Below are 3,243 nucleotides of genomic sequence, written 5' to 3' on the forward strand. Positions count from 1 at the left end.
GCCACTATCCTTGATAATAGAGGATAGGAATACCCTTTCTCAAAGCAATATCACCCCTCAAAACTGATTCTAAGCGCAAAAAAGCCATGTTTCATCTCTAAAACATGACTTTTTCGACAACCTCAGCCGTGCCTCTCGCAAGAGAAGCACGGCTTTCTGTATGGCGGCACTGTTTTTCAGATGATGATATGACAAAAGGAAATAATTCACGCAATTATCTAAATTGATCAGCAATGATTGCTGGAATGTATGATAGAATAAGGGCAGTGCTCAGCGATGGTGCGAATTTGTCGATCAAGCGGTTGCGATGACTGACTGACAATCAGGAGGCAAAGGGTTAACCGTGAGGGTAAGCTTTGGACACAGGGGAAGAAAGGGGTTCGTGGACGGTGAAACAACCTACGAAACGTGATTTGCAGGCAGAGGAAACCTATCGAAAGCTGGTGGATACCTCCATGGAACTCGTGAAAGAATACGGGTACCATAAAGTGACCGTCAGCCAGATCTGCGCGGCCAGCGGCTATGCAAAAGGCACCTTTTACAACTATTTCAACAGTAAACGGGACATTCTTAACCGGTTGGCCATTGAACTCAATGAACGATTGGCTGACACTTTTTCGTATGATGAAAGCCAGTCATGTACCCAGCTGTACCTTCAATTTGTGGATGACTACATGCGCATTGTTAAAGAAGATGGTCATGACTTTTCAAAAAACTGCATGCAAATGTTAATTTCTGAATCCATGTCCGGCGACGAGGTGCGGTTGGATATTCAGCAGAAGTATCTCTATCAGCTGATCGAAAGGGGACAGGAACAGGGTGAATTCACCAGCGGCATGACGAAAGAAGCGTTCTTTGATCTTTGGAGAGCCACGGTGCTGGGTGTGATCACCCTGTGGGCCATTGAAAAAGAACATTATGATCTGACGCAGGAAGGCCGTCAGTCTCTGTCAGCAATTATCCGGCTGATGTAAGTAAAAGGGTGACCGCATAGTAGGAAGCAACCGCCACAAGAGCCATCTTTGGATTTTCACAAGGAGGGCTCTTGTTTATGTTTGTAAAGCCGGTGCTATTGCCTGATAATGGTAATTTGCTGCGTATCGGCATCCCATTTCAACTGGCATTCCAGACTCTCGGTGATAAACCGCAGAGGGAGCATGGTGCGGCCGGGTGGAATGATGAGAGGGGTTACCTGACTGTTTCCCACATCAATGGGAACCGGTTGTCCATTGATCATGGCCGTGCTGTTGTTGACCCAAAGTTCAATGATCTGTTCGTCCTGGGTGATGGTGACTTTCTGATCCTGTCCATTCCAGGCAATGCCAGCACCAAGGGCTTCGGTGATGTAGCGGATGGGGAGGAGGGTTCTTCCCTGAAAAATAACAGGCTGAGCGTCCATTTGCTTTTGCTGGCCGTTGACAGAGTAGGCATGTTGACCCACTTTCAGCACGATTTCAAACTGGGCGGGAGAGCTGGCAAGCCCAGAAGAAGTTTCTTCTATGGGGACGACCACTTCAGAAGGATCGGAGGCATGGACAACATGATAACAGATGACACGGAAAGCATAGTTTTTGTCGGGATCCAGGCCAGTGACCAGGTACTTCAGGGTTTCCGGCTGCTTGATTCGGGTGAAGGTCGAAAAGGAGCTCTTTTCGTCCCGGAACTGGATTTCATAGTCCAGCTGGGGATGATATTTGGAAGTGGTTTGCCAGGTAAGCTCAACAGAGGTATCTCCTTTTTTCACAGCTTTTACCTGAATGGGAGCCGGAGGGCCGGTTTGCACCTTGATTGTGGTGCCAAGACCAGGCAGAACATTCACTTTGGCAGACACAGCAATACGATAGATGGTTTCCGGTTCAAGTCCGGTGATCAAAAGTGATGTCACATCCGGGCCGACCACGTCATAGGGCAAGGGGGTTTCTTGACCAACATTAATGATATATCCCTGTACCAAATTGGGGATACTGGTTTCCGGCACATGACTCCATTGCAGAAGAATAGTGGTGGAATTCTGAGAAACGCCCATGACCTGAGGAGGGCCACTGATATTCTGCGTCGGGTAGTAGACCGGAATCTCATTGGAATAGACAGAGCCGTAAGTGTTGAAGGCTTCAATGCGATAATAGTAAGTGGCGCCTTCTTCATAATCGAAACTGTCCTGATAGGTTGTTGTGTCAGGCGGCAGATCGGCCACCACAAAATACCCGTGACCTTCTCTGCGGCGCTGAACTTCAAACCGGGTTTCATCATTGGATCGATCTTCCCAGAGAAGCTGAACCGGATAGCGGTAAGACGTGACAATTTCAGCGCGGAGAATCACCGGGGCGACGGGAGGCGCTGTTTTCAGAGCGGTTATCTCCACGATGTTGGAGTAGGCAGACTGATCCTCGTCATTGAAGGCTTTTACCCGGTAATAGTACGTTTCTCCAGGGAATATGGGGTATGTGGAAGCTTCACTGTCGGTATACTCTAATGTGTTGCGAGACAGCACAGCCACCTGGGAAAAGTCGTTGATTTTACCCCGGCGTTCCACTATAAAACCATGCTCGTTGTCCGACTGATCCATCCATCGAAGGGTGATGACACCCTGGGTTTTGGAAGCGGCGGTGAGATTGGTGGGCGCTTTAATGGGCGCCAGTTTAATTTGGTCGTGGCCGGGGAGTTCGGGCTTCAACTGGTCAAGCACATCCGGGTTGATAAGTTCATAAGCCCACACAGGTGATGACAGAGAAGCGGCTATAAGAAAGAAAATCAGCAAACCGGTGAAGATCATCAGGCATGAAAAAAAGCGACGCTGGTTAATGAAGGTTACGCGCACGTGAACCCCTCCTTTTCGATCCGACAAAAACCGACATAAGAACGGACAACAATGTTGCCGCATCAGGAGTATCAAAACCTGTCGCCATTATGATTAATACCCAAAATATAGGAGAGAAACCCGGGGCTATCATATGCTTTTCGTGAGCGCTCTGCGGGGGAGAGATGGTTTCAGACAACACTTTAAATGGGTGGTGTATCGGTCACGTGCTGCAGTGAACGCATGAGATGTTGGGCATAAAGACCTGTTTTCAGGAAAAGCAGTCCCGAAAACAGCAAACACTGTCCCTTTGGACAGTGTGAGGTTGTTGAAAAAGTCTATGAAAATAGGCTTTTTTTCTTGCAATCAAAAAGGAGATTCGCCCCTTGATGTCGAATATAGATATAAGGGGTGATTCGAATGATGACAAAGAGAGACCATGTTCA

At 48.1% G+C, this 3,243-nt stretch carries 2 protein-coding genes; one reads left to right on the plus strand and one right to left on the minus strand.

Annotated features, from left to right (window positions below; translation table 11 throughout):
• The first annotated feature begins 389 nt into the window (after positions 1 to 389).
• Positions 390 to 974, plus strand: coding sequence for a TetR/AcrR family transcriptional regulator (locus AAIG11_RS17730; RefSeq protein WP_343187536.1), 585 nt, complete (start codon positions 390 to 392; stop codon positions 972 to 974).
• A gap of 95 nt (positions 975 to 1,069) precedes the next feature.
• On the opposite strand, the gene AAIG11_RS17735 is transcribed toward AAIG11_RS17730, so the two are convergent.
• Entirely contained in the window at positions 1,070 to 2,818 is a 1,749-nt protein-coding gene (locus AAIG11_RS17735; protein ID WP_343187537.1) for a stalk domain-containing protein, read from the minus strand.
• Positions 2,819 to 3,243: the final 425 nt, after the last annotated feature.

The sequence above is a fragment of the Anoxynatronum sibiricum genome (genome assembly GCF_039414295.1).
GTDB classification, from domain to species: Bacteria; Bacillota; Clostridia; order Peptostreptococcales; family Tindalliaceae; genus Anoxynatronum; species Anoxynatronum sibiricum.